Origin of the sequence: Colwellia psychrerythraea (assembly GCF_000764225.1) — a bacterium.
In the GTDB taxonomy this organism is placed as follows: domain Bacteria; phylum Pseudomonadota; class Gammaproteobacteria; order Enterobacterales; family Alteromonadaceae; genus Colwellia; species Colwellia psychrerythraea_D.
On record NZ_JQED01000017.1, the window covers coordinates 57,524 to 81,496 of the forward strand.

Here is a 23,973-nt window from a genome sequence, read left to right on the forward strand (position 1 = left end):
ATGTTATAGCAAGCTATATGCTTCATTACTATATTGACGCGTTTGATTGCTCACAAAAAAGCCATAGTTAAGGGATTACTTAACTATGGCTTATTAATAATGAAAATTTGCTTGATGTTTATTCTATGTTCGCGATCTGCTCACGCATTTGTTCAATCAATACTTTTAACTCAACCGCGCTAGCGGTGATGTCGGTATTAATGGATTTTGAGCCTAGGGTATTGGCTTCGCGGTTAAACTCTTGCATCATGAAGTCTAAACGACGACCTTGTGCGCCACCTTTATTTAAGATTTTCTTGGTTTCAGTGACATGGCTGTTTAAGCGATCAAGTTCTTCGGCAACATCCATTTTTTGTGCTAGTAACACTAACTCTTGCTCAACACGGCCTGAGTCTAAATCAATTTTAGCATCGGTGAATTTTTCGATGATGCGATTACGTTGCCAAGCAATGACGTCTGGCATATGGGCTGCAACCTTATCAGCTTCGTTCGCTATTGCATCAAGGCGTTGTTCAATCATCGCTTTAAGGTTTTCACCTTCGCTGGCGCGAGCGGCAATGAAGTCTTTTAAGGCTTGGTCAAAAGCGGCAAGTAATTCAGCTTGAATAGCAGACATATCATTTTCTGGTGCTTCCATCACACCAGGCCAGCGCATCACTTCTAAAGGGTTAACTTGGCTGTTTAGTGTTTGCTCATTAACCCAATTAGCATGTTGAATAAGTTGTAATGCTAACTTTTCATTTAGGGCTAATTCGCTTTTGTTTGCTGGGTTAGCATTAAAACGTAAGTTACACTCTACTTTTCCGCGATTAAGTTGCTTACGAAAGCGTTCACGTAAAACCGGCTCTATGCCTCGAAATTGCTCAGGTAAACGGAAATAGGTTTCTAGAAACCTTTGATTAACCGAACGAATTTCCCAAACGGCGTTGCCCCAATCACCTTTAATTTCGATGCGAGAGAATGCGGTCATGCTGTAGATCATGTTAAATCCTAATAATAATGTCACTTAATTATTAGAATTATGCCTGAGCTTGATCCATCTATCCAGATATTCACGGTTAAATGGCAAGCCAGCTGATATTTTAACGTTACCGTTACGGAGTAAACTCCACTTGGCCAAAGTTCGCCTCAAACTCTGTACACCATACACTCAAGCCAGTAAGGTCATCTAAACTTTTATTTTGCGGCAACTTAATAAATATTCTGGCGTTATTGTAAATTTTACCATTCAGTTTTTGTCCCATGGGGAACGCATCAACGCTGGTATATTCATGGTCTATAGCGCCATAAAAATAGACATCGGGCCCGCCACCATCATAGCTAAACTGACTGATTTCTATCGTACAGTCATCAATGATGGTGGCCTTGCCTGAAACATTATGGGCAAAAGTACTGAAGAAACCGGTATGGCCAATTTTTTCGTGTTCTTTTGTGCAGCTTGATAGGTTATTTTGGCCAATTTCATTAAGTGTTAGCTTAAAGTGGTCTGTCGCCATAGTTGCGGAAATAAGTGTTTGATTCACTGCACCACTTTGATTCACAAGGTCGGCAACTTGCTGATCAAAATCACTGGCTGAAAAATCAATAGTTAGATTGGCGGCTAATTGATGGATTGATTCGTCAATTTCGATGCCATTGCTGGCATCGCCATCAGTATCAAGGCTTTGCAAAAGTCGTAATAAGTTCACGACTTCAATTTGATTGCTATCTTGCGTTTGATATATATCTAATGGTGTTAACAGGGTATTTGCAACCGTACTGGGAAGCGCGATACCACCAATCGAAAAGATAATGCTTTCTTTGGCTTGAAACTGAAACTCTCCAAGTTGGTTGGTTTGTCCGCTTTGACTGGTAGTTTTATAATTGAGTCCTGCAACGGCAGAATCAAAAAATTGGCCCGTGTAGATTGATACTTCAGGAAGCACAGGCTCTGCAGTCATTGGTGCTTCACTCGAACCGCTATCAGAGCCACATGCGGATAAACATAACGCTAATGTGCTAGAGATTAATAATTTATAGGCCATATAAGGTCACCAGTATTAATAAGTTGTATACCCTACCTACCTGAAGCGCGCATCTTCACGTGGTTTGGCTATATACGATGACCTTATAGTGACACCATATGTTCACAAAAGTATCACAGCCCTGTTTTTTATTAGCTGTTCAGGGTTAACCAGTGTGCTTTTATTTTGTCGGCAACCCGAAAGGCATTAGCGTAAATGGTAAAAGTGTACGGTACGCTGCCGCCTGTTGGCATAAATGAGCCATCGGTAACATATAAGTTATCAACTTCATGAGCTTGGCAATTTTTATTGAGCACAGAGGTTTTAGGATCATTGCCAAAGCGACAACCACCCGCCATTAAATTTGTTGAAGGGTAACCACTTACAGAGGAAGAGACATTTTTTGCCCCTAAGGCTTCAAGTAGTTTTTCTGCTTTCTCAGATAGGTATTCGCCCACTTCGAGATCATGATCATGATAACCAATGCGGACTTTGGCTACTGGATCGCCCCATTGATCGGTTACCTCACTATCTAAGCTGACAAAACAATCGTCCGTTGGTAGCCAATCGTTAAACACCTCAAAGCGTAGTGTTTTATAACTGGTAAACTCAGTTTTCATACTTTGTTTTAAGTCTTCACCCCAGAGTAACTGTTCGTTATCATTTTCGTCATAACCCCATTGAGTGCCGCGTGCTCTAGCGATGGGGTTTTGGTGGAATAAAAAGTCGATAGTGCCGCCTTTAGCTTGTCCTTTAGCATTGGCACCGACAAAGCTTTTATCGGCGATTTGATACCAGTCTTGCAGGGCGCGGTTGATAAAAGGGCCGACTTGTTTTAATTCATTCACTTGTTCTTCTGATAAATCAGCGTAGTTAAAGTCACCTTGGCCAGTACCGCCGCCACTAAAGAGTAAGTTTTTACCAACTTGGCCACTATTGTTGGCCAGACCGTGTGGAAATTTTTCACCTGTCGAAGCCAGTAATAAACGGGATGTTTCAACGGCTTGGCAAGCTACCACATATATTTTGGCGCTCACTGATTTTTTACGGCCTATTTTATCGTAATAGTGCACGCCGGTGATTTTACCGTGTTTATCAGAGGCAATTTTATAAACTTTTGCATTGGCTTTAATGGTGCAATTACCTGACGCTACAGCATTATTTAATAATGCGGCTCGGCCACTACCTTTAGCGCCTGAGGCACAACCATAACTGCTGCAGTAACCAGAGTATTCGCAACTACGTCTGCCCATCGCGGGTTTTGACAGGATTGCTCTGGGTACGGGAATGGCATGATAACCAATTTTTTTCGCCGCTTTATCTATCCAAGAAGACATCGGTAGCTCGGCAATAGGCGGGTAGGGAAAGTCTGTTGAGCGCGGCTCTTGATGTGGGTGTTCGACCACACGACCCGATACCCCCACTTCACGTTCTACTTTGGCATAATAAGGTTCGAGTTCGTCGTAACTAATCGGCCAATCTTCTACATTTGCGCCACTGATAGCACCAAACTCAGATTTTAAGCGAAAATCTATGGGTTTTAAGCGATGAAAGTAACCACTCATGAAATTTGATGAGCCGCCAACCACATTGCCATTCCACCAACTCCAGCCAGAGTCACTGGTTTTTTCACCTTGCCAGAAAGGTTTATCGTTTTCATCGATGTACTCTTCTTCAATGACATGTTGCTCATCAGTTAGCTTAGGATTGTAAGCATCATGAATACTGATGGTCAGTTCATCTTTGAAGAATTCTTTTTCAGTTAACCAAGGGCCTTTTTCGAGCACTAAGACTTTAGCACCTGCTTTTGATAACTGATGGGCAATAGGGGAGGCACCAGCACCGCTGCCAATGATGCAAATATCATAAGTCATTGATTACCCCAAATGCAGGCGAAGTTAAAATATTTTTATGATTAAAAGCGTACTGGCAGCCGCTACCAGCAATATATGTAAGGCATAGGTCATAACTCATGATTTTTTAGTTCCTTGGTGCAATTTATTTCGGCTTGATGTTAAGCGTTTAGCGTCATAGTCAACTCGACTGATCAGGTCAATACGGGCTCTGGTAGGTAATTCAAAATAACGTTGACCTTTTTCAGGCAGTGGGAAACCTGCTTGATGTTCTAACCATGACCAACCAATGCCATTAGGGTTACCACCGTAACTCGGGGGCGAAAGCATGGCTTGAAAAATATAACCGAGTAAGGTGTTTAACCAGTTTTGTCCCGCGGTAGAGCGGCTAATACCGCGAAGTAACTGCTCTTTGTCGGCAAAATTTAACTGGGCAAAATCGGCAGACTTTTCACTGTTGGCATAACCATTTAACCAACCAACACCTTTTAGAATAAAGTCTTTTTCGTCTTGCTCTGTCGGTTGCACAGTCATGACTTGGTGCAAATAAGCGGTTGCTCTGATTTCACTTGCGCTAGGACCTGTAGGTGAACTGGGTAATAAGTGATTCAAGGTAGCATCAAGTGTCAACCAAGGATCTGTTTTAACTAAGGTGTTAAGTAATTCATTCTGTGATAGTTGCGCTTTTGCGCTCACACTAAGTGCCGGCAAGCTGGCTAATGCGCCCATACCTGCGGCTGATTTAAGGAAGCGACGTCGACCCTGCTGCGCTTGCTTTTGTTTATTTTTGATGAACTCAGGCGTTTGGTAATTTTTATCAAAAAAAGACCTACATGTATCTTCATTAATCACGAAGTTGCTCCTATAAACTGGGGGGCTACCGATAATCTGCGCTATTATTCATTAGTCTACAGAGGCTGTTGTTGATAACTGTGCTTGCGCTTTGGTAGCACTAACAGACCAGTTACTTAAAAAGCTTAACCATTGTGATCTTGAATAATTATCGCCAGCCAATAGTTCCGCAGTATCTTTAGATAAAATCATTTTGCCTTGTGCAGTAGACACATACATATGCGGGTAACCCAATACTGGCGGCAGTGATTTCATGAAGTCATTATTTTCATTACTGTCACTGACACTTATTTTTAATAATACGTATTGGCTATGTAATGCTTGGTAGATGTCAGGATTTTTAGCAAGAAAGGCGTCCATTTTATGACACCAGCTACACCAGTTTCCGCCTATTTCAATCAATACTTGGCGATTGGTTTCTGTTGCTAAAGTTAGTGCCGCAGCGGCATCTTTGAATGGGTCACGTTGATCATCATATATTTTACTGTAAGGGGGTAAGTCAAGGGTTACACCTGAGGAAACAGTATTTGCCGCGGCAATACTGCTTAGTAATAAACCTAAACTGATAATAAATGTGGTGATAATTCTCATGAAGCTCTCTGATAATATTTATTGCTCGGACAATTAACATGACCTTGCTTTGGTGAACTATATTTCAAAAATGTCTGATAAGCATTATAATAGCCGGAATTAATTTATCCGTCTTTTATTTAAAGGAACACACTATGCGTCCAAGCGGCAGAACATTAGGGCAAATTCGCCCCGTTACGATTACTCGTCAATATACTACTCATGCAGAAGGCTCAGTACTTATTGAGTTTGGCGATACTAAAGTAATTTGTACTGCTACCGTTGAAGTAGGTGTACCACGCTTTTTAAAAGGGCAAGGTAAAGGTTGGGTTACTGCTGAATACGGTATGTTACCTCGCTCAACTCATACCCGTATGCGTCGTGAAGCTGCGTCAGGTAAACAAAGTGGTCGTACGTTAGAGATTTCTCGTTTAATTGCTCGTGCATTACGTGCGGCAGTAGATTTAAAAGCCTTAGGCGAAAATACTATTTCAGTTGATTGTGATGTCATCCAAGCGGATGGCGGTACACGTACTGCTTCTATTACCGGTGCTTGTGTTGCGTTAGTCGATGCACTTAACTACATGCGCGCTAAAGACATTATCAAAACTAACCCACTTAAGCATATGATTGCTGCAGTATCCGTTGGTATTTATAAAGGCGAAGCCGTAGCCGATTTAGATTACCCTGAAGATTCAGCCGCCGATACCGATTTGAATGTTGTAATGACAGATACGGGTAAGCTGATTGAAGTACAAGGTACAGCTGAAGAAGAACCATTTAGCTTTGAAGAAATGCAAGCGATGCTTGAATTAGCTAAAAACGGTATTAACGAATTATTCGATCTACAAAAAGCAGCATTAAGCTAAGCTACGTTCAGTTAAGTAAACAGGAAAATAACCATGAAAGATTATCAACGCGAGTTTATTGAATTTGCGATAGAAAAACAGGTACTACGTTTTGGTGAGTTCACTTTAAAATCTGGTCGAGTGAGCCCGTACTTTTTTAATGCAGGAATGTTCAAAACCGGTGGTGACTTAGCACGTTTGGGGCGTTTTTATGCGGCAACGCTAATGGATTCAAAAATTGATTTTGATCTAGTATTTGGCCCTGCGTATAAAGGCATTCCAATTGCCACTACAACGACAGTTGCGCTGTACGATCACCACCATACCGATGTGCCCTATTGCTTTAACCGTAAAGAAGCAAAAACCCATGGTGAGGGTGGTTCATTAGTGGGCGCTGAACTTGAAGGTAAAATCATGTTAGTGGATGATGTTATTACTGCAGGCACTGCTATTCGTGAATCAATGGAAATCATTAAAGCACATGGTGCTCAGCTATCAGGAGTATTAATTGCGCTTGATCGCCAAGAAAAAGGCCAAGGTGAACTGTCAGCAATTCAAGAAGTTGAGCGTGATTTTGGTACGCAAGTTGCGGCAATTGTTACCTTAGGTGATGTAGTGACTTTCTTAGAAGAAAAAGTCGCAAGCCAACCTGAATTAGCAGAAAACTTAGCAAGTATTAAAGAATATCGTTTAAATTACGGTATCTAATACACTAACGACTGTTGGTGAGTAGTGTTTAGTTACTTACCTATGAGCAATAACGCCTTTGAAGCATAATGTTTCAAAGGCGTTATTTTTTGTCTAGTATATTACCTCAATTGATATACTTTCTAAGTGCTAATCGTAAATTGATATGTAAAACAGAAATCTTAAACAGGAAATCATGATGAAAAGTGTTAATCAGTACCTGATATTACTACTGTGGCTGGTAAGTTCTTTGTCATTTGCCCAAGCACAAGAAGATTGCTTGAGCATTCAAGATGATTACGTATCTCTCATTGAGTCGGGCAAGTTTCGCTTCGCAAATACCCAAGCTAATAATGCGAATGGTGAGCCTTTAGCTAGCATTAATTTTGATAAACTATCTAGTTACCAAGCCTACCTTGACGGTGCTTATCAAGTTGTTGTTAATAAGAACCCTAGAGCAAATATGCCATGCCCGGTTGTGACTAAAACTTATCAACAATTAGCAATAAAAAATCAATGGTCAAAAACACCTAAGATAAGCCAGCTGGTCGCTCCCTTTGAATTAGCACAAGAAAATAACGATAAAGCTATTTTACTTATTCATGGTTTAACGGATTCACCTTTTTCTTTTCACGACCTTAGCCAGTTTTTTTATCAACAGGGATTTACGGTACGTACCTTGTTACTGCCAGGTCATGGCGTAGCACCTTCAGAGTTACTTAACACAGACTATGAAAATTGGCAGCAAGCGGCGACCTTTGCTATTGACCAAACATTAAATGACTACCAACAGGTTTATCTTGGCGGTTTATCTACGGGTGGGGCACTTATTTTTAATTACTTAATGCAGCAACAGCAGGTTGATGAAAAAATTAAAGGACTCTTTATGTGGTCACCTGCCTCAAAGGCAAAAAGTGACTTAGCCTGGTTAGCGCAATATATTGATGGTATTCCTTTTGTTGACTGGATTGATTTAGATGCCGATATTGATTTTGCTAAGTATGAGTCATTTCCGTATAACGCGGCAGCACAGGTTCATGCCTTAATGAACCTTGTTGTGGGGGAAGGGGCGAATGCGAGTCGGCAAATGCATGATATTCCTCTGTTTGTAGTAGCGAGTGAGCATGACCAAACCATAGACACTGCACATACATTACAGCTCGTTCAGCAGTGGCAGTTAGCATCTCCGATAGAGCAGATGAAGAAAAGTATGTTGATTTATTATGGTGACAACAACAAGCTGCCATCAAAATTAGTGGATGTGATGAAAGTGATTGTGCCTGAGTGTTCAGCTGAAAGTCTGTGTAGTGAAATTTTTGATGTTGCTCACATTGCGACAACGAATTCACCTAACAATCCACATTACGGCGTTAATGGCCAATATCGAAACTGTGGTCATTATGTTACTGATGCCCCGCGTTATAAAGCATGCAAACATAATAAGCAGGTTATTAAAGGAGAAGTTACCGCAATGAATCTTACGCGTGATCTGCCGATGCAACGATTAACTTACAATCCGTATTATCAAGAAATGTTGGAAGCGATGACCGTATTTTTAACAAATACTGATTAGTTACTCGTTAGCAATTAACGGGCGTATTTTAACCACAGTTTATAAAAAACCGCATTACAGGTTTTATTATCATCCATTACACCGTCCCTATCACAATCAGAGCCGGTCAACGTTTTTGCAATGTGTTGACCATATTCGTCGATATCAGCCTTGGAGGGCATGACGGTAATAGTTACTTTTGGCGATTGCTCAATAAAGTCGGCGACATCGTGATAGCTGATAAAGACTTCTTTGGAAATTAAATGACTAATATCCCCTGCGATTGGTTTGTTTGCGTTCGAAGAATATGAAGCTAAAGTAAGGCCAATGATTAATATCGCGATGCTATAATGCATTATGAGCTTTGCCTTTCAGCATCGGAAGTGTTTCCATCCTGATAACCAGCCATCAAAGCTTGCCAGTTTTTTTCGGTATAATTAAATTCAGCGAGTTTATTTAATTCTTTTAAGAACGAGCGTTGTAAACGAGCCATATTGGCTTGTTTCCAGGTAGTATTGACTGGATTAGTACGCAGTTCACCACGATCAAAGTCGATCAGAAACACCTGATTTTTGTCATTGAGTAAAATGTTATGGCTATTTAAATCATGATGATAAATACCGTGATGGTGAAAGCGTTGAATAGTTGTGCCTATATTGTGCCATACATCATCCGTTAATGCCTTTTCACTTAAAATAGCGACTAAATCTTGTGCATGATGAATGCGACTGGAAAGCAAGTCTGCTTGATAGTAAAAGCCATGTTGAGTAACACGATAAGCGATTGGCTCTGGTGCAGGAAGTTGCAGCGTATTTATGTGACGTAAAAGAGCAAACTCAGAAGCTGCACGGGTTTTTGTTACGCCGCTAAACCAATAAGAGTCTCTTATAAGTTTGCCGATTAAACCCCCACGGTAATAATGGCGTAATACCCAATCATGCTTAATATCGCCGTTATCTTTATACTCGACAAACCACGTGGTACCACGACCTTGCGCTGAGCCTGTTACCGCATTATTTTGTTGCCAATAGCTTGGATTAAGCATTTCTGTGTCGAAATTTGTGATCAGCGTTTGATTGTAAACACAGGTCAGGTTCCCTTGTTCGACTTTAGAGAATTGTGCGCTGGTTGTCGTTTGATTCACGAGTTATCTCCTAATGGCTTACTATTGGTAATATTAGCTCTATTAGGCAAAAGCTGCGCTACTTGCGCCAGAGTTTTTTCACTAGCACCTTGGTTTTTTAATACGACGTTGAGCGCATTTTCGCCAAGCGTTTGTTGCCTTTTGGGGTGTTGCATTAAAGCATCAACTTCATTGGCAAGCTGTCTGCTAGATTCATTTGCCGGTGTGCTACCAGCGAGTTCAATAATGGCATGCTCTTGCCTTAGTTGTTGCATTATCTCGTTGAAATTACTCATGTTATGCCCAACAATTACGGGTTTATTAAATAATGCAGGTTCTAACGGATTATGGCCGCCAATTTCACTGAAACTTCCACCCATAGTGACAATGTCACTTAACGCAAAGGCAGCCATTAACTCGCCAAGACTATCGAGTAACCATACTTGCTCGTCATTAATTATCGTATTTTCACTGCGTTTTGCCAGCGTTAATTGTTGCTCAAGGCAAAGATTAGCAACGTGCTCAAAACGTTCTGGATGTCGCGGTACAAGGACCAAAAGCAACGCAGGGTACTGTCGTAACAGTGTTTTAAAGGCGGCTAAGGCAATAGCTTCATCACCTTCATGAGTACTGGCTACTAACCATATTGTTCTCTTAGGCAGAGAGTCTTCAGCAATAAGCAATTTCGCTAATTCAGCTTTTTTATTGAGCACTTGTTCGTTAACGCTTATATCAAACTTTAAATTACCGCTATTTTCACAGCGGTTTTTAAGCGCGCCGAGTTGCAAAAAATGGCTTAAGTTTTCTTGGCTTTGTGTAAGTATTTTATCAAAGCGATTTAAACAAGGCTTGATAAGGGCGCTAATTTTTTGGTAACTGGTTAAGGATTTTTTTGATAATCGACCGTTAATTAACAATAATTTCACCTGTTGTCGGGCGCATTGCGAAATTAGGTTAGGCCATAACTCCGTTTCCATAAAAATCATCATTTTAGGTTTAAGTCGATGCAGAAATAGTGCTGTGCAGGGAAATATATCTAAGGGTAAATAACCATGTTGAACACGCTGACCAAAGAGTTTAGTTATTTGCGCTGAGCCAGTCGGAGTAAAGGAAGTAATGGTGATAGGTAAATCGGGATAGTTGACTAATAGCTTTTCGATAAAGCTTTTTAGCGCGATGACTTCTCCGACACTGGCAGCGTGCACAACAATACCTCCCTGTGTAGAAGGTTTCGGAAAAAAGCCCAAGCGTTCAAATAAACGGTGGCGGTACTCAGGGTGATTAACAGAGCGAATCAATAGCACAAGCAAAAGTATTGGGGTGAGCAATAAAAGTAATACACGGTAAAAAAATAAAGCTAAAACATATCGCACTAAAATTGACTCCATATCAAGTGTCTACAGTAATTATACCTTTATACCCGTGGCCATTCCAAATGCATATTTCAGTGGGAGAAAAAGCGCTTGAGCAACATCACTACATCGTTACACCTTCTTGTAAGGGAATAACCATGACTACAAAGGTACGCCTTGTATTGAAATTGCTCAAGCACTCTGAATCGAGCATTATTGAATGATTACGGGTATAACCCATCAAGTTGCTATAACTTCATTGGATGGGTAGGGGTAATAACCCATAGAGATCATATTTGAAAAATGCCAATGTTAGCGCTCAAAAATGGTATCAAGAATAATGGCAGAGTTGGTTCTTTCTACGCCTTCCGTTGAACAGACCATATTGAGTACTTCGCTCAATTTTTCTAAGGTACTGGCTTGTATGGAAACCAGTAAATCATATTCGCCACTGATTGAGTGAATATGACTTATTTGGTGGACTTTTCTTAAGGCAATACAAATGGTTTGTCGTAAATTGGGTTTTACTTTTAACGAAACGTTAGCTGAAATTAAACCACTGGTATAGGCGCTGTCGAGTACAACACTGTAAGCTTTAATGACGTTATTATTTTCAAGCTTATTAAGTCGGTTTTGTATTGCTGTTCTAGAAACGCCTGTTGCCCTGGCGATATCTGACACACTTGCTCTAGCATTGATTCGTAAAATTGATAGCAATTCTTCATCTTTTTCGGTTAACAAACTACACTCCTCATTACAGCCTATTTTCAAATTATAGTGGTTAACTTACATTTTGACAGCTTAATATGTCAATTTAACTATGAAAAAGGTCATATCATCAAGTAGTGCCACTATTATTGCACTAAGGTCTGCGCGGATAATATGACCATTGAAATTATTTTTTAAGGAATTCACATGACTGGTTCTGTATCTACAAAAGGTTTTTACACGCATTTAACTACACAAATTGGGCAAGTAAAAGAAGATGGTTTATACAAAGCTGAGCGTGTTATTACCACTGCCCAGCAGCCACAAATAGCCGTTAATACTGGTGAAGACGTAGTCAATTTTTGTGCAAATAACTATTTAGGCTTGGCAAATCATCCCGAATTAATAACTGCGGCAAAAACAGGCTTAGATGAACATGGCTTTGGAATGGCATCGGTTCGCTTTATCTGTGGTACGCAAGATATACATAAAACGTTAGAGCAGGGGATCAGTAAGTTTTTAGGTATGGAAGATACCATTTTGTATTCTTCTTGTTTTGATGCTAATGCCGGCTTGTTTGAAACCTTATTAGGGCCAGATGATGCCATCATTAGTGATGCACTCAATCACGCCTCCATTATTGATGGTGTACGTTTATGTAAAGCTAAACGTTTCCGTTATGCTAATAATGATATGGCTGCCTTAGAGCAGAGTTTAATTGAAGCTGATGCAGCTGGCGCACGTTTTAAATTGATTGCTACCGATGGTGTTTTCTCAATGGACGGTGTTATCGCTAACTTAAAGGGCGTTTGTGATTTAGCTGATAAATACGATGCTATGGTTATGGTTGATGATTCACATGCGGTAGGTTTTGTTGGTGAACAAGGTCGTGGTAGCCATGAATACTGTGAAGTTATGGGTCGTGTAGACATTATCACTGGCACTTTGGGTAAAGCAATGGGCGGCGCTTCAGGCGGTTTTACTTCGGCGAAAAAAGAAGTGGTTGAATGGTTACGTCAACGTTCGCGTCCTTACTTATTTTCTAATTCATTAGCACCAGCAATCGTTAATGCCTCTTTGAAAGTGCTTGAGTTATTAGCGCAAGGCGATGCTTTACGCACAACCTTAAAAGATAATGCAGCTTATTTTCGTAACAGCATGGAAGCCGCAGGTTTTACCTGTGCGGGCGCCGATCATGCGATTGTGCCCGTAATGTTAGGTGACGCAAAAGTTGCCAGTGCTATGGCTGACCGCTTATTAGCGGAAGGTATTTATGTTATTGGTTTCTCTTTCCCTGTAGTACCTAAAGGGCAAGCACGTATACGTACTCAAATTTCTGCGGCGCATACCAAAGCGCAGTTAGATCATGCAATTGAAGCCTTTATCCGTATTGGTAAAGAGATGGCAGTAATTTAACTACTTGTACTCAATTGAAAATTAATAAGGCAGAGAGTGGCAATGAAATCATTATCTAAATTAAAAGCAGAACCGGGCATTTGGTTGACGCGCACTGAAAAACCAAAGCTTGGTCATAATGACCTGCTGATAAAAATTAACAAAACGGCCATTTGTGGTACAGATATTCATATTTATAATTGGGATGAATGGGCACAAAAAACGGTACCTACGCCTATGGTTGTCGGGCACGAATACGCAGGTGAAGTCGTCGGTATTGGTCAAGAAGTTAAGGGTTTTACTTTAGGTGACCGAGTTTCCGGTGAAGGTCACATTACTTGTGGTCATTGTCGTAATTGTCGTGGTGGCAGAACTCACCTATGTCGCAATACTGTTGGAGTTGGGGTGAATCGTGCCGGTTCGTTTGCTGAATATCTGGTGATACCTGCTTATAATGCTTTTAAGTTACCTGATGAAATCTCTGATGATTTAGCAGCCATTTTCGACCCTTTTGGTAATGCAGTGCATACGGCATTATCTTTTGATTTGGTTGGCGAAGATGTACTGATTACAGGTGCTGGTCCTATTGGTATTATGGCTGCAGCCGTTGCTAAACATGTAGGTGCTCGTCATGTTGTTATTACCGATATTAATGAATACCGTCTTGATCTCGCAAAGAAAATGGGTGCAACGCGCGCTGTAGATGTGAGTAAAGAAAACTTAAACGATGTCATGAAAGATTTAGGCATGACAGAGGGATTTGATGTTGGTTTAGAGATGTCAGGTGTTCCTATAGCATTCACTAGCATGTTAGAAAATATGAATAATGGTGGAAAAATTGCCATGTTAGGTATTCCTGGCAGCGATATGGCTATTGATTGGAGCCAAGTTATCTTTAAAGGACTTACCATTAAAGGTATTTATGGTCGTGAAATGTTTGAAACTTGGTATAAAATGGCAAGTTTGATTCAATCTGGCTTAGACCTTAGCCCAATTATTACGCACCACTACAATATCGACGACTTTCAGCAAGGTTTTGATATGATGCGCTCTGGTCAATCTGGCAAGGTCATTTTAGATTGGACCTAAATTCGTTATACTAGTGGTCGATAGACGTGATCTACTGATACTTTTAACTAACATTTTATGTTTGTATTAATAGATCACGTATTCATTTAAACTAAAATATAACGAACTTACTGCCAATCAGGCAGTAATAAAATAAGGAATGCAAAGTGTCAGAGAATAGTTTTAAACATATGTCAGTGACTGACTTACAAGCAGTGATGGCAAATAAATCACATGTTGTTGTAGATATTCGAGATGCTAATTCTTTTGCAAATGGTCGAATTGCAGAATCAATTCATTTAACCAATGAGTCACTTCCTGATTTTTTACGTGAAGCTGATCTAGATGCCCCTGTGGTTGTTTGTTGTTATCACGGAATTTCTAGTCAACAAGCGGCAGAGTTTTTAATAAGCCAAGATTTCACCGAGGTCTACTCTCTTGATGGGGGCTTTACTCAATGGCAAACACAATTTCCTGATGATATAGAGCGATAATGACTGATGGCAAGTGAGTCTGCTGAGAATATGGATACGTTACAGCCTCTGGTTCAACTTAAAGATCACAATATTGCGTTATTATTTAGTAACTATTTACAATCAATAGGTATTCAAGCACAGCTCAAATCAAGCCGAGAAGACGGCCATGTCATCTATTGTCCCGAAGATAAAATAGTACAAGCAAAAGTAGAATTCGATGCGTTTATTTTGAAGCCTTATGACAAAAAATATCAGCAAGCAGCATGGGATAGGGGGGAAACGGTCAGCTTACATGCAAGCGACTTCAGTTTGATGCGCAGTTTTCAAGAAAATTTTTTAGCCCATGCGGGCATTGTAACATTGTTAGTGTTTACTCTTTGTTGGTTAGTTTTTCTTTTCAGTGAGCTTGGTTGGGCGCAACAGCTTTTTTATGCCTTACAATTTTACCCACAACTATCAATTGATGCTTTATTAGCTGATCCAATACGTTTGCTTGGCCCTGCATTTTTTCACTTTTCTTGGCTACATATTATCTTTAACACTATGTGGTGGTGGCAATTGGGCGGCAGTATTGAAAAAATATTAGGTAAATCAACACTCATTAACCTCCTGCTGCTCTCTGCTATTGTGTCTAATGTTGGGCAATATTTGGTATCAGGTTCGAATTTTGGCGGTTTATCTGGCGTGGTATATGCGTTAGTTGGCTTTATTTGGTGGTTTGGTTATTTAGCTCCAGAGCGTGGTTTATTTCTTGCAAAACCATTGATTGGCTTTTTACTGTTCTGGTTAGTACTTGGCTTTGTTGATTTATTACCAGTGAATGTGGCTAATACCGCACATTTACTCGGCTTATTGTCGGGATGCTTCCTGGCTGTGTTCACTGTAAAGGTGATTGGCGTTAACAATAAAACATAGACTTAAGAAGAGTAGCAAGTAACGAGTCTTTAATATCAGTTGCTTGCTAGTTATCTAACCATTGAGTAAACAATAGTTTTTTGATGAGTGGTTCGCCAGTTTCTTGGATTAATAGCTCTTTTACTTGCTCTTCACACAGTAATTGAATTTCTGCACGACCCTTCATTGATTTTATTTTAGCTTCAGATTGTTGGCCAATAATATCAATAATGGCGTCTCGTAATAAAGGTGAGTGATGTTCAACTATTGTTAAATTGTCGCCTTCAACCATTAATTCAACCGTTAAACGTACATAGCCCATTTTCTTTTTTACCGCGACATAATTAGTGATAATGTCAGGTTCAAAACCAAAGTAAGCATAGTTACTCGCTTTTACCTGTGAAACATTCGCACTTAAGGTAAGTAAAAAGGAAAAGAGAAATAGGTACTTAAACATAAAATAATAGTCGATTAGTGATGATTAAACTTATCCATATCATAACCTGATTTTAGTATTCTGCTCGATTATTTTTGTTAAATAGCCATTTTTCTCACAATAAGGTTTTTTTGATGACCAAAAAAATATTTAGATTGATGAAATTGGCTGAATAAAGTCCACTAGTTAGCCTTAAAAAGTAAAAATATTCGTACAGAATTACGCTAAATTCTACACACATTGAAATTTTTGCAATAGCTTGGTTGAGATAAATGAGTTTACTAACTAGGTCTGCTACTATAGCGACGATTTTACACCCCAATATTCTTTTAAGTAGATTTATGAAGCAGAAAATAGTGAACTTTCCTATCAATTTTCCAATCACTTTGTCGGGCCAGTGGCTGTCACCTGACGAAGAGGCCTGCTCTTCATTGCCTACCTTACTCAGAGATTGGCTGCTCGATGAAGGCTCACTTACGGCACGCTTGAAGAATCAAAGTGGCCACTTTATGGTCAAGGTTATTGGTGAGCAAAAACAACCTTGTTCAGCAGCTGAAGCGTGTGATTTCATTAAGGTTGGAGAACCTGTGTTAGTGCGTGAAGTCCTTTTGTATTGTGATAATGTGCCGCAAGTTTTTGCTCGGAGTTTATTACCGCTGGCGAGCTTAACAGGTGCAGAGCAAGTGCTTGCCAATTTAGGTGAGCAACCATTAGGACAGGTTTTGTTTAATAATTCGTCACTACAGCGTTTACGCCTAGAGCTATCTTCTTTTGCTGCTGATTCTAGTGTGGTGAAGTTAGCCAAAGCATTAGCCGGCAAGGATGCAAATAGTAATGCGCTTGTAAATACAGCAAAAATACCCAAGCAAGCACTTTGGGGCCGTCGCTCGATATTTATGCTGGAGAATAAACCTTTGATGGTGGCTGAAGTTTTTTTACCTGATGCTTTTGCTTATCAATAAACACTTAAAAGAAACAAATAAATGCTGAAAAAAGTTCAACAAAAATGGTTAGCAATTAAGCTCATTACTCGTATGGATAAGCCTATTGGCACTTATCTTTTATTATGGCCAACGTACTGGGCATTGTGGATTGCGAGTGATGGTTGGCCAAACTTGCGCATATTGTTAATTTTTAGTTTAGGTGTTTTTATCATGCGCAGTGCTGGTTGTGTGATAAATGACTTTGCGGACAGAAAAGTTGATGGTGAAGTTGAGCGCACTAAAAATAGACCGCTTGTTAATGGCATGATGACCCCCGTTGAAGCTATTAATTTGTTTGGGTTATTAATTGGTATGGCACTTGGCTTGGTACTACTGCTGAGTTGGCCAACTATATACCTCTCTGTTGTCGCAGTTTTTCTGGCGGCGATTTATCCTTTTATGAAACGTTATACCCAATTGCCGCAACTATTTTTAGGCGCTGCTTTTAGTTGGGGTATGATAATGGCTTTCTCTGAAGCGCAAGGTGAAATACCGCTAGTTGCTTGGTTGCTCTTTAGCGCGAACCTATGCTGGACGGTTGCTTACGATACTATGTACGCAATGGTTGATAGAGATGATGATGTCAAAATAGGGGTGAAATCTACCGCTATTTTATTTGCTGAAAACGATAAGCGCGTTATTGGATTTTTACAGCTAACCACCTTGGCTTTATTATGGACAGTGGGTGATATTTTAGCCTTTGGTTGGCCGTATCAATTATGTCTTATAGGCGCTGCTGGTTTATTTAGCTATCAACAGTTGTTAATTGTTAATAGAGAAAGGGGCGCATGTTTTAAAGCGTTTTTACATAATCATTGGGTTGGTTTAATTGTCTTTGTTGGTATTGCCATTGAGTACTTATAGACCTTTTCTCAATTATTTAAATAATTGAGAAAACTGCTCAAAGGGTAGTGGACCGCTAAAGTAGAAACCTTGGTAATGAAAACAGCCAAGTTCTTTCAAACAATTAAGTTCTTCTTGTGTTTCAACTCCTTCTGCCAATATGTCCATATTAAGGGTTTTACCTAAACTGATGATCATACTGGCGATAGCTGCGCTCTCACTACTTTGTGCTATGTTAGTCACAAAAGAGCGATCTATTTTTAAAACGCTTGCAGGTATACGTTTTAAGTAGGTAAGAGAAGAATAACCCGTACCAAAATCATCAATAGCACAATCAATTTCGTTCTCTTTTAATGAGGCAATTAATTTAATTGAATCTTCAATGTTCTCTACCAAGAGATTCTCTGTTAATTCTAATGCCAAGCGGTTAGCGGGAATATCGTTTTGTGTAATAGCTTCGAGCACACTTACTTGAAAGTCATGCTGAATTAATTGTTTAGCGCTGATATTAATCGCTATTTTATTAAAGCTTTTCGGCAGTGATAATTGTTCTAGTTTTTTGATGTCGCGACATGCTTGTTCTAAGACCCACTGACCAATGGAAAGAATGAGATCGCTTTCTTCTGCGATAGGAATGTAGAGTGCAGGTGATTCTTTTCCATGAATAGGGTGTTGCCAGCGCAATAGTGCCTCAGCACCAATAATGTCACCATAATGATTATATTGAGCTTGATAATATAGTTTAAAGTCACCTTGTTCTAGGCCTTGCTTCATGTCATCAATATAAGCTAGACGTTTTTTTATTTTGTCTGACATGGCTCTTTGATATTGCTTACCCTGTTGAGTTTTAGCTCTTTTAGCTTCGTACATGGCAATATCAGCAAATTTAATAAGATTAGTAACCGTGCTACTTTGCAGTGGGAAAAATGCATAGCCGATACTGCAAGTGAGTTTGTATGAGTTAGTGTCGATAATAAAAGGCGCGACAAGTAATTGATTAATCTGTGCAATAAGTTGATCAATTGTGGTTTGATAATCACCTTTGAGGTTTTTTAGCAGGATAATAAATTGATCTCCGCCAAAGCGGCCAATATCGATATTTTCGTTACTCAATGCCTGTAATCTATGGGCTAATGTGAGCAGTATTTTGTCACCGACGGTATGGCCCATAGCATCATTTATTGGCTTGAAGCGGTTGAGATCAACAAAAACGACACTACCCGTTTTTTCATAAGTGCGAGCATCTTCTAAGGCATTGCCCAGTAAAAGGTTTATATGCTGGCGGTTGAATAAGCCCGTTAGACCATCGTGCTGCGCTTGGAAGGCAACCTTTTCTTCAATAAGTTGTCTAGAGTGAACCTCTTTTACAAGGGAAGCATGCACTATTGAGGTATAACAGCTGGTGGCTAATTTTTGCAAAATAGGTTGTAGTGCCTTTTGCACCTCTTCGGCTAATTCATAGTGAGTTTCAAAGGTGAGTAAGCCATACTCAGGGATAATAAAACCAGATAAATATTGGCCATTATCACATCGAAATGAAATATTTTTTTGCCGGCTATTAAGTTGTCTTGCAAAGTTCGTAAGTATGGTACTTTTTGACCAAGATTGGCCGCGCTTGTTTTTTGGGATACTTAAAAAATGCTTATAACTAGTGCCTTTTAGAGGTAATGATTTGCTTGGCATACCAGACTGATCACAATAGACATAGATGTGTGCACTGGTTAAGTCGAGACGATTGAAACAGACTTTTAAAAAAACCTTTAACATGGCCTTTAAATCAAGTTTATTGCCGATAGCCATGGCGAGCTCATGTTGTAGAGAAATAAGAAACAGTGCTTTATTCATACCTGCCTAGTTGCTACCAAGAGCTAATTACGATTGATTTATTGAGAAGACGAATAGCGCCACTTTGACTATTGGCTATCTCCCCAAGCGAAAGTACTCCGAATAATGTACCTGAACGACATTGTTCAGCGATGACATTGAGCTCTTTTTCAAACTCATCTTCCATAAATAATGCCCGACTAATGCAATCGAATATCATAGTAGTTGGAATCGTTGTTTTAGTGAGATTAGAAAATAGCGTGGCCGCCGCTTTCTCTGTCGAAGCCACTAAGGTATCTATCTTGCCTTCAAGTAAATATACCATTGAATTTATTGGGATATTTCCAAAACATTGCAATTGATTGTTTTTAGCTAAAATAGGATCTCGAACAATGATATTATTATTAATGTCCTTAATACCTAATGGAAAATGCTTAGCAATTTCAAAAAAGTCGGTATCTTTAAAAGTGTATTCAGTGGCATTTTCTATTGTTTGGCAATAAACCTCATAAGCGGGTTGATAATTTAAACTTTGAACGGTTTGGCCTTGTGCTTCGGACACTAAAAAGGGTTCATCAAATGTCTTCCAACCATGCGCTACACTGGTATGGAGTGCCCGTGGAAGAGCTACTAATAAAATAGCATCGCTATGTATACCTGAATTGGTAAAAACGCACTGACGTTGAATAAAGTCTAAATTGCCAGCGCCGCCACCAGCGATTTTTATACCGTGATCTAAACACTCGAAAAGACAATCAATGAAGCCTTCAATATTGCTGATGAGCGCATCATAAAACATTAAAAAGTTATCTTGACCGCGGAAATTTTGTTTTTCTTGTAGGGTTGAGGTAATGAAATCTTCTAGGCTGTTTTCGGTTGTAACATGATTAAGTTGGGTGAAGAGTGTTACATCAAAGGTTTCTTTAAAACCAATAATCAAAGCACCCTGTTTAATTAAGTCGCCCTGTAGTGTGAGCATTGGGTAAATGCCACCAAAAAGTTTTAGTGGGCACGCAGTGAATAGCGCGTTGAGTTCTTCCTCTGGGTAATTGTTTAGACTGCAAGTAAGAACCAATAAGCTTTCAGCACCACTTTCTTGAGCGAGACTTAAACCGCTTTTAAAATCATTTAAAGTATCGCTTACTGTATACCAAGTGAATAGTTCAGTTGCCATCTTATTGTATCTCTTGGTTTTTTTTATTTTTATTATTTAATGCCCTTGGCATAATGCCTAAGTTATTTATAGAAAACTAGTGTTAATTAGTGTAATTATCTTGAGGTGCTTGTTTATTTGCTAATAGTCGTTAGGCTAGACAATGGATGATGTAACGACTATATAGTTAGTTATACTGTTTACTAAAAGTACAGTGCAAGCTTAAGATCTGATGTAAAAGTGAGTTCTCATATAAAAATAAATAATGACAATAAGTTAAAGGGAAGGACAGATGAAAAAATCAATTTTCGTAAAAGCTGCACTCGTGGTGTCGCTCGGATTATCTTCGCTGGGATTTTCAGCTTTAGCTCATGCTGACGATGATAAAAAGTACCGTTGGCGTTTAGCTGAAACTTGGGGGCCTAATTTTCCTATTTTTGGTGATGCCACTAAAAATATGGCTAAAATGGTAAAAGAAATGTCAAATGGTCGTTTGACCATTCGCATTGATTCTTCGAATAAGCATAAATCTGCATTAGGCATTTTTGATTTTGTAAAAAGTGGTCAATACCAGATGGGGCATTCAGCTTCTTATTACTGGAAAGGCAAAAACTTTAATACGATGTTTTTTACTACCGTTCCTTTCGGCATGATTGCTTCTGAGCAACATGCTTGGTTCTACTACGGTGGCGGCATGGAATTAATGAAAAAGGTCTATGATCAATATGGCATTATGTCGTTCCCTGGTGGTAATACCGGTAACCAAATGGGTGGCTGGTTCAAAAAAGAGATTAATAGCGTTGAAGACCTCAAAGGTTTGAAAATGCGTATACCAGGGTTTGCTGGCGAAGTATTAGCAAAGTTAGGTGCTAAGCCAACTAATATCCCATCAGGTGAGCTTTATACTGCATTAGAGCGAAATACTATTGATGCATTAGAGTGGGTTGGACCTTCTTTAGATTTACGAATGGGCTTTCATAAAATAGCGCCGTACTACTATACCGGTTGGCATGAGCCAGGGACTGAGTTGCAATTTATGGTTAATCAAAAAGCATATAATAGCCTGCCAAAAGACTTGCAAAAAATTCTCACGGTCGCCATGAAAACGGCTGCTTATGACATGTACTCACAATCCATGCATGCAAGTGGTGTGAACTTAGCTTCACTGAAAAAAGATTACCCAAATGTACAGATGCGCTCATTTCCTAAACCGGTAATGCAAGCGATTGTGCAAGCAAATGATGAATTATTAAAAGAATTTGCTGCTAAAGATCCTATGACAGCAGAAATTCTTAAATCATTAAATGATTATAAACACCAAGTACGAGCGTGGACGAACTTATCAGATAGAGCTTATCTGGATAATTTTGATGGCAAGTAATATTGTTTGTTAGTTTAAAGGTAAATAATGTTATGAAATCAGTAGGTAAATAATACCTACTGATTTTTGTTTCCAATGTGTGTGCTGCTAAGTTGCATTGGTAAAGTGGTATTACTAACTGAGAAATTAAATGGATACAGTGTTAAAGGTTTTGGGAAAAATCATTGATGCCTTAGGCAACTTTTGCAGTGTGCTTATGCTATTAATGATTATCAATGTTTTTTATGACGTAATCATGCGCTACTTTTTTAATGATGTCAGTATTGGTATGCAAGAGTTAGAATGGCACTTGTTTGCAGCGATGTTTATGTTCGGCATTGCATACACTCTAAAAGAAGATGGTCATGTGCGGGTCGATATCTTTTACGAGGCCATGTCCGCAAAAAGTCAGGCATTAATCAATATCTTTGGTTCGTTGTTATTAGCATTACCTATCACGATACTTATACTGTATTACAGCTGGGACTATACACTTGAAGCTTACCAAATGGGTGAGGGTAGTGGTGATCCTGGTGGTTTACCTCATCGCTGGATAGTACGCAGCGTTATTCCACTTTCTTCTATTTTCTTGATTCTTGCGATTTTCCATGTGTTGGTTTCACAGCTAAAAGTCCTTATTACACCAACTCAGTCTGAATCAGGAGAGCAATTATGACAGGTATTGTACTATTCGCTATTGCGCTTGTGTGTTTATTTCTTGGTTATTCTGTCGCGTTTACCTTTGCTGGTGTTTCATTGATTGTTGGTTCACTTGTTCTAGGACCAGACTTATTTGCCTTTATGCCTTATCGCATTATGAGCATTATGGAGAATACTATTTTAATGGCGGTTCCCATGTTCATTTTTATGGGGATAGTGTTACAGAAAACCGGGTTAGCGGAGCGGTTATTGGAGTCAGCGGCTAAACTCTTTGGTGGTATTGCTGGAGGTGTTGCGATTTCTACCATTGTTGTTGGTGCTTTATTAGCCGCATCAACTGGTGTTGTAGGGGCCAGTGTTGTTGCAATGGGAGTTATTTCTTTACCTGTCATGTTAAAAAATAACTACCACCAACCTACGGCAACTGGCGTTATTTGTGCTTCTGGTACCCTAGGACAAATTATCCCACCTTCGATAATTTTAATTATTCTAGGTGATGTAATGGGCGTGCCCGTTGGTGATTTATTCCGAGCCGCTATTGTGCCAGGAATGCTGCTGGTTGTTATTTATGCCATTTACATCTTGGTTTTAGGAAGAATTAAACCTGAATTTGTACCACCGTTAGTGGTTACTGAGAACAAACGTGAATTGCTCATACAAGCTCTTAAAGATATTGTCCCGCCTTTAGTATTAATTTTAACGGTCCTCGGTTCTATTTTTGCGGGTATTGCGACACCAACAGAATCAGCAGCTATTGGTGCTGTTGGCGCCGTTATTTTATCGATATTTTATCGTAGTTTTTCTGTTAGCAAAATGCATGAAATCTCCAAAGAAACCGTAAAGGTTACCTCAATGGTTTTTGCGGTACTCATTGGCGCAACAGCGTTCTCTATGGTGTTTAGTTATTCAGGTAGTGAATATATTATTGAAGAGTTTTTTATGGAATTACCCGGCGGTAAATGGACGTTTATTGCCTTAGCTATGTTCGCTATATTGATACTGGGCTTCTTTATTGACTTTATTGAAATTGCGTTTTTAGTGGTGCCGATTTTATTACCTGTTGCCATAGCGTTAGATATTAATTTAGTGTGGTTTGCCATTTTAATTTCAATGAACTTACAAACATCGTTTTTAACACCACCTTTTGGATTTAGTCTTTTTTACCTTAAAGGTGTGGCACCAAAATACCTGAAAACTACTACGATATATAAGGGAGTCATCCCCTTTATTTTGATGCAAATAGCTGTGTTATTATTAGTGGTCTTTTTTCCAGATCAATTGATTATCACTTAGCTAAAACATCTACTTTACAGCACGGAAATAATGCTTCATA

The 23,973-nt window shown here is 39.4% G+C and carries 24 protein-coding genes; 12 read left to right on the forward strand and 12 right to left on the reverse strand.

Annotated features, from left to right (window positions below; translation table 11 throughout):
* Positions 1–118 precede the first annotated feature (118 nt).
* The 5 genes from ND2E_RS12425 to ND2E_RS12410 form a co-directional block, all read right to left on the reverse strand.
* Positions 119–982, reverse strand: coding sequence for a YicC/YloC family endoribonuclease (locus tag ND2E_RS12425; RefSeq protein WP_033093571.1), 864 nt, complete (start codon positions 980–982; stop codon positions 119–121).
* A gap of 112 nt (positions 983–1,094) precedes the next feature.
* A complete protein-coding gene (locus tag ND2E_RS22380; protein ID WP_052056440.1) occupies positions 1,095–2,024 on the reverse strand; it encodes a DM13 domain-containing protein in 930 nt (309 codons plus the stop codon).
* Between the two features lie 131 nt (positions 2,025–2,155).
* Positions 2,156–3,877, reverse strand: a complete 1,722-nt coding sequence (locus tag ND2E_RS12420; protein WP_033093572.1) for a GMC family oxidoreductase — start codon at positions 3,875–3,877, stop codon at positions 2,156–2,158.
* 96 nt (positions 3,878–3,973) lie between these two features.
* A complete protein-coding gene (locus ND2E_RS12415; protein WP_033093573.1) occupies positions 3,974–4,708 on the reverse strand; it encodes a gluconate 2-dehydrogenase subunit 3 family protein in 735 nt (244 codons plus the stop codon).
* Positions 4,709–4,759: 51 nt separating this feature from the next.
* The gene (locus ND2E_RS12410; protein ID WP_033093574.1) at positions 4,760–5,299 is read right to left on the reverse strand and encodes a thioredoxin family protein; all 540 of its coding nucleotides are present in this window, start codon (positions 5,297–5,299) and stop codon (positions 4,760–4,762) included.
* A gap of 134 nt (positions 5,300–5,433) precedes the next feature.
* Between ND2E_RS12410 and rph the strand changes: the two genes are divergently transcribed.
* The 3 genes from rph (at position 5,434) to ND2E_RS12395 (ending at position 8,386) form a co-directional block, all read left to right on the forward strand.
* Positions 5,434–6,147 carry a ribonuclease PH gene (gene rph, locus ND2E_RS12405; RefSeq protein WP_033093575.1) on the forward strand — a complete coding sequence of 238 codons (714 nt, stop codon included), beginning with the start codon at positions 5,434–5,436 and terminating at the stop codon, positions 6,145–6,147.
* A gap of 33 nt (positions 6,148–6,180) precedes the next feature.
* Positions 6,181–6,834: an orotate phosphoribosyltransferase gene (gene pyrE, locus ND2E_RS12400; RefSeq protein WP_033093576.1), complete on the forward strand. Its 654-nt coding sequence runs from the start codon at positions 6,181–6,183 to the stop codon at positions 6,832–6,834.
* A 175-nt stretch (positions 6,835–7,009) separates the two neighbouring features.
* Positions 7,010–8,386: an alpha/beta hydrolase gene (locus ND2E_RS12395; protein WP_223303586.1), complete on the forward strand. Its 1,377-nt coding sequence runs from the start codon at positions 7,010–7,012 to the stop codon at positions 8,384–8,386.
* 14 nt (positions 8,387–8,400) lie between these two features.
* On the opposite strand, the gene ND2E_RS12390 is transcribed toward ND2E_RS12395, so the two are convergent.
* The 4 genes from ND2E_RS12390 to ND2E_RS12375 all read right to left on the reverse strand — a co-directional run bounded on the left by ND2E_RS12390 (position 8,401) and on the right by ND2E_RS12375 (position 11,581).
* Positions 8,401–8,721: a hypothetical protein gene (locus ND2E_RS12390; protein WP_033093578.1), complete on the reverse strand. Its 321-nt coding sequence runs from the start codon at positions 8,719–8,721 to the stop codon at positions 8,401–8,403.
* Complete coding sequence (locus ND2E_RS12385) at positions 8,721–9,509, reverse strand: 3-deoxy-D-manno-octulosonic acid kinase (protein ID WP_033093579.1); 789 nt, start codon at positions 9,507–9,509, stop codon at positions 8,721–8,723. The genes ND2E_RS12390 and ND2E_RS12385 overlap by 1 nt, the downstream gene beginning before the upstream one ends.
* Positions 9,506–10,876: a lipid IV(A) 3-deoxy-D-manno-octulosonic acid transferase gene (gene waaA / locus ND2E_RS12380; protein WP_223303587.1), complete on the reverse strand. Its 1,371-nt coding sequence runs from the start codon at positions 10,874–10,876 to the stop codon at positions 9,506–9,508. Before waaA ends, ND2E_RS12385 begins: the two co-directional genes overlap by 4 nt.
* A 276-nt stretch (positions 10,877–11,152) precedes the next feature.
* Positions 11,153–11,581, reverse strand: a complete 429-nt coding sequence (locus tag ND2E_RS12375) for an Lrp/AsnC family transcriptional regulator (protein WP_033093580.1) — start codon at positions 11,579–11,581, stop codon at positions 11,153–11,155.
* A gap of 174 nt (positions 11,582–11,755) precedes the next feature.
* Here ND2E_RS12375 and ND2E_RS12370 point away from each other — a divergent pair, with 174 nt between their 5' ends.
* The 4 genes from ND2E_RS12370 to glpG all read left to right on the forward strand — a co-directional run bounded on the left by ND2E_RS12370 (position 11,756) and on the right by glpG (position 15,402).
* Positions 11,756–12,964, forward strand: a complete 1,209-nt coding sequence (locus tag ND2E_RS12370) for a glycine C-acetyltransferase (RefSeq protein ID WP_033093581.1) — start codon at positions 11,756–11,758, stop codon at positions 12,962–12,964.
* Between the two features lie 42 nt (positions 12,965–13,006).
* On the forward strand, positions 13,007–14,032 hold the full coding sequence (gene tdh, locus ND2E_RS12365) for an L-threonine 3-dehydrogenase (protein WP_033093582.1): 1,026 nt from the start codon (positions 13,007–13,009) through the stop codon (positions 14,030–14,032).
* 146 nt (positions 14,033–14,178) lie between these two features.
* Entirely contained in the window at positions 14,179–14,505 is a 327-nt protein-coding gene (gene glpE / locus ND2E_RS12360; RefSeq protein ID WP_033093583.1) for a thiosulfate sulfurtransferase GlpE, read from the forward strand.
* A 6-nt stretch (positions 14,506–14,511) separates the two neighbouring features.
* Positions 14,512–15,402, forward strand: a complete 891-nt coding sequence (gene glpG, locus ND2E_RS12355) for a rhomboid family intramembrane serine protease GlpG (protein WP_081962020.1) — start codon at positions 14,512–14,514, stop codon at positions 15,400–15,402.
* 46 nt (positions 15,403–15,448) lie between these two features.
* Here the strand turns inward: glpG and ND2E_RS12350 are convergent, their stop codons facing one another.
* Complete coding sequence (locus tag ND2E_RS12350; protein WP_033093584.1) at positions 15,449–15,838, reverse strand: flagellar basal body-associated protein FliL; 390 nt, start codon at positions 15,836–15,838, stop codon at positions 15,449–15,451.
* Between the two features lie 320 nt (positions 15,839–16,158).
* On the opposite strand from ND2E_RS12350, the gene ND2E_RS12345 reads away from it, so the two are divergent.
* Together ND2E_RS12345 and ubiA are read left to right on the forward strand one after the other, a co-directional pair.
* Positions 16,159–16,779: a chorismate--pyruvate lyase family protein gene (locus ND2E_RS12345; RefSeq protein ID WP_033093585.1), complete on the forward strand. Its 621-nt coding sequence runs from the start codon at positions 16,159–16,161 to the stop codon at positions 16,777–16,779.
* 21 nt (positions 16,780–16,800) lie between these two features.
* Complete coding sequence (gene ubiA / locus ND2E_RS12340; RefSeq protein ID WP_033093586.1) at positions 16,801–17,664, forward strand: 4-hydroxybenzoate octaprenyltransferase; 864 nt, start codon at positions 16,801–16,803, stop codon at positions 17,662–17,664.
* A gap of 12 nt (positions 17,665–17,676) precedes the next feature.
* Here the strand turns inward: ubiA and ND2E_RS0121425 are convergent, their stop codons facing one another.
* Entirely contained in the window at positions 17,677–19,488 is a 1,812-nt protein-coding gene (locus ND2E_RS0121425; protein WP_052056442.1) for a putative bifunctional diguanylate cyclase/phosphodiesterase, read from the reverse strand.
* A 13-nt stretch (positions 19,489–19,501) separates the two neighbouring features.
* Positions 19,502–20,641 (reverse strand): FIST signal transduction protein, encoded by a 1,140-nt coding sequence (locus ND2E_RS12335; protein WP_033093587.1) that lies wholly within the window; start codon positions 20,639–20,641, stop codon positions 19,502–19,504.
* A 271-nt stretch (positions 20,642–20,912) separates the two neighbouring features.
* On the opposite strand from ND2E_RS12335, the gene ND2E_RS12330 reads away from it, so the two are divergent.
* From ND2E_RS12330 to ND2E_RS12320, 3 genes are all read left to right on the forward strand, one after another.
* A complete protein-coding gene (locus ND2E_RS12330; protein ID WP_033093588.1) occupies positions 20,913–22,001 on the forward strand; it encodes a TRAP transporter substrate-binding protein in 1,089 nt (362 codons plus the stop codon).
* Positions 22,002–22,131: 130 nt separating this feature from the next.
* Positions 22,132–22,656: a TRAP transporter small permease subunit gene (locus tag ND2E_RS12325; protein WP_081962021.1), complete on the forward strand. Its 525-nt coding sequence runs from the start codon at positions 22,132–22,134 to the stop codon at positions 22,654–22,656.
* Positions 22,653–23,933 carry a TRAP transporter large permease gene (locus ND2E_RS12320; RefSeq protein ID WP_033093589.1) on the forward strand — a complete coding sequence of 427 codons (1,281 nt, stop codon included), beginning with the start codon at positions 22,653–22,655 and terminating at the stop codon, positions 23,931–23,933. The genes ND2E_RS12325 and ND2E_RS12320 overlap by 4 nt, the downstream gene beginning before the upstream one ends.
* The last annotated feature ends 40 nt before the right edge of the window (positions 23,934–23,973 follow it).